General features: G+C 61.3%; 4 protein-coding genes and 2 pseudogenes. All 6 read right to left on the bottom strand.

Annotated elements, in window-relative coordinates; genetic code table 11:
* Positions 1-155 (bottom strand): annotated as a pseudogene (locus X727_RS1000000169495) (cytochrome c oxidase accessory protein CcoG); the annotation flags it as partial.
* 217 nt (positions 156-372) lie between these two features.
* Positions 373-1,179: a cytochrome-c oxidase, cbb3-type subunit III gene (gene ccoP, locus X727_RS135305; protein ID WP_023835579.1), complete on the bottom strand. Its 807-nt coding sequence runs from the start codon at positions 1,177-1,179 to the stop codon at positions 373-375.
* Between the two features lie 11 nt (positions 1,180-1,190).
* Positions 1,191-1,523, bottom strand: a pseudogene (locus X727_RS135300) (cbb3-type cytochrome c oxidase N-terminal domain-containing protein); the annotation flags it as partial.
* 2 nt (positions 1,524-1,525) lie between these two features.
* Positions 1,526-1,675, bottom strand: coding sequence for a CcoQ/FixQ family Cbb3-type cytochrome c oxidase assembly chaperone (locus X727_RS135295; RefSeq protein ID WP_023830262.1), 150 nt, complete (start codon positions 1,673-1,675; stop codon positions 1,526-1,528).
* Between the two features lie 12 nt (positions 1,676-1,687).
* Positions 1,688-2,419, bottom strand: coding sequence for a cytochrome-c oxidase, cbb3-type subunit II (gene ccoO / locus X727_RS135290; protein ID WP_023835581.1), 732 nt, complete (start codon positions 2,417-2,419; stop codon positions 1,688-1,690).
* 11 nt (positions 2,420-2,430) lie between these two features.
* A partial coding sequence (locus X727_RS135285) for a cbb3-type cytochrome c oxidase subunit I (protein WP_023835582.1) occupies positions 2,431-3,136 on the bottom strand: 706 nt, incomplete at its 5' end.

Raw genomic sequence — 3,136 nt, forward strand, 5'->3', positions numbered from 1 at the left:
AGCGTGATCGCCATCACGATCCATTTGAATCGGCGAAAGCTGCCCGAGGCCCGCTTCGGGAAGATCTTCCTGCGCGCGGCATACATTGGCTGGCGCACCTTGGCGGAGTTGACCGCCTCAGCCTCGAGCCGTTCTACCTGCATATTGTCCAGCACTGGTTTCTCCCGTCGCGCAACTCGTGATTTCGCCGGGGTAAATGTCTTGGCTGGTGCAGCCAGGTCAGCGAAATGCAGCGTCGATCGGATTGTGCCGCCGACCGGATGGCGCCGCGTTGATGCAGGTCAATCGCCAGGTCCGCGCAAACAGATCGAGGCCCGGCAGAGCCGGGCCTCGTCGCTTGGACGGTGAAGAGCAGGGAATAGGGCCCCGTTCCTATTCCCCACCGCCAAGCGAATGCACGTAAACCGCAAGTTCCTTCACCCTGGTTTCGCCCAGGCGCGCGCCCCAAGCCGGCATCACGCCCTGTTTCGGTGCGGTTACCTGGGCGGCGATGGCGGCTTCGCCCGATCCGTAGAGCCAGATGGCGTCGGTCAGATCAGGAGCGCCGAGTTCCTTGTTGCCCTTTGCATTGTCGCCATGACAGGCCACGCAGTTTTCGGCAAAGACCTTGGCGCCGGGCGCCACCAACACCTGATCGCTGACGGTTTGGGACAGGCTGGCAATATAGGCGCTGACCTGTTTGATCTGATCGGCAGTGATGATGTCGCCAAAGGCCGGCATTTCGGACAGGCGCGTATCCGGATCGGTGGCGAAGCGAATGCCATGTGTAACCGTCTGCTGGATCTGGTCCGCCTTGCCGCCCCACAGCCAGTCGTCGTCGTTGAGGTTGGGGAAGCCCTTGGAGCCCTGGGCGCCGGAACCATGGCACTGCACGCAATTGAGCTTGAACGCGGCACCGCCGGCGGCGACGGCGAATTCGCGCAGCGTGTCGTCCGCCGCGATCTCCGAAACACTTTTCGCTTCTATCGCGGCGACATATTTGCCCTTGGCTGCTTCAGCCTTGGACAACTCGTTCCCGACATCGTTGCGACTGGAATAGCCGAGCACACCCTTGGTTGCCGTGTGCAGCAGAGGCCATGCCGGATAGGCGATCGTGTACCCGATCGCCCAGACTATGGTGATGTAGAACGTCCAGACCCACCAGCGCGGAAGCGGGTTGTTGAGCTCCCGANCTTTCAACGCGCATGCCGGGCGACGGCGAATTCGCGCAGCGTGTCGTCCGCCGCGATCTCCGAAACACTTTTCGCTTCTATCGCGGCGACATATTTGCCCTTGGCCGCTTCAGCCGCGGACAACTCGTTCCCGACATCGTTGCGGCTGGAGTAGCCGAGCACCCCCTTGGTTGCCGTGTGCAGCAGAGGCCATGCCGGATAGGCGATCGTGTACCCGATCGCCCAGACTATGGTGATGTAGAACGTCCAGACCCACCAGCGCGGAAGCGGGTTGTTGAGCTCCCGGATGCCGTCCCACTCATGACCCGTGGTTGAAACACCAGAGATTTCATCGATGTGCTCGTCGCTCATGATCACTCGTCCTCAAGGGGAATCCGGGCAGCTTCGTCGGCCAGCTTGCGGCTGCCGGGGCGCAGGGCAAAGATGATTGCGCCGACAAAAAACAGCGACATGGCGACCAGACCCCAGCTGTCAGCGAACTCCCGCATCAAATTGTAATCCATGGACAAACCTCCTCAGCGGTAGCCGGCGGCTTCGTCGTAGTTCTTGAAATCGACCAACGTGCCGAGCATCTGGAGATAGGCGACCAGCGCGTCCATCTCCGTCACCTGCTGCGGGTTGCCGTCGAAGTCACCGATCTTAGCCTTGGGGTAGCGGGCCTCGAGGCCGGATGGGTCGGCGTTGGGATCAGCCTGCGCCATCAAATCGGCATTGGCGTTGGCGATCATGTCGTCGGAGTAGGGGACGCCGACGCGCCTGTTGGCGACCAGATGCGTAGAGAAGTCCTTCACCGCGATCGGCTTGTCCTTCAGGAAGGCATAGCTCGGCATGATCGATTCCGGCACCACGGACCGTGGATCTGTCAGGTGATCCACGTGCCACAGGTTGGAATAGCGGTCGCCGACGCGGGCGAGATCAGGTCCGGTGCGCTTCGATCCCCACTGGAAGGGGTGGTCGTACATCGACTCGGCCGCCAGGCTGTAGTGGCCGTAGCGCTCGACCTCGTCGCGGAACGGGCGGATCATCTGGCTGTGGCAGAGGTAGCAGCCCTCGCGGACATAGATGTTTCGACCAGCAAGTTCGAGCGGCGAGTAAGGCCGCATGCCTTCCACCTTCTCGATCGTATTATCGAGATAGAAGAGCGGTGCGATCTCGACGATACCGCCCACGGTGACCACGAGAAGCGAACCGATAAGCAGAAGCGTGGCGTTCTTCTCGATCAGCGCGTGTTTGTCCATCAAGCCCATTGTCTGGCTCCTTATTCGGCAGGCTGCAGGACGGGCAGGGCGCCCGGCATAGGTTCTTCTTCGCGCTGGTAGCCGAGGATGGTCATGGCGATGTTCCAGGCCATGAGCAGGGCGCCGGCCAGATACATGGCGCCGCCGATGGCACGCATGATGTAGTAAGGATGCATGGCTGCCACGGTTTCGGCGAAGGAGTAGACCAGGAAGCCCTGTTCGTCGTATTCGCGCCACATCAGGCCCTGCATGATGCCGGACACCCACATCACCGCGGCGTAGACGACGATGCCGAGCGTCGCCAGCCAGAAATGCCAGGTGACGAGCCTGAGCGAATAGAGGCGTTCACGGTTCCAGAGTCTCGGCACCATGAAGTAGATTGCGCCAAACGAGATCATGCCGACCCAGCCGAGTGCGCCGGAATGGACGTGGCCAATGGTCCAGTCGGTATAATGCGACAGCGAGTTGACCGTCTTGATCGACATCATCGGGCCTTCGAAGGTCGACATGCCGTAGAAGGCGATGGCTATCACCATCATGCGGATGATGGGATCGGTGCGCAGCTTGTCCCAGGCGCCCGACAGCGTCATCAGGCCGTTGATCATGCCGCCCCATGACGGCATCCACAGCATGATCGAGAACACCATGCCGAGCGTCTGCGCCCAATCGGGCAGGGCGGTGTAGTGCAGGTGATGGGGCCCGGCCCAGATGTAGAGGAAGATGATT

Origin of the sequence: Mesorhizobium sp. L103C105A0 (assembly GCF_000502215.1) — a bacterium.
Lineage (GTDB): Bacteria > Pseudomonadota > Alphaproteobacteria > Rhizobiales > Rhizobiaceae > Mesorhizobium.

Coding starts and splice junctions, on each gene's coding strand:
- X727_RS135295 (WP_023830262.1), bottom strand. CDS start 1,675: ATGGATTACAATTTGATGCGGGAGTTCGCTGACAGCTGGGGTCTGGTC.
- ccoO (WP_023835581.1), bottom strand. CDS start 2,419: ATGGGCTTGATGGACAAACACGCGCTGATCGAGAAGAACGCCACGCTT.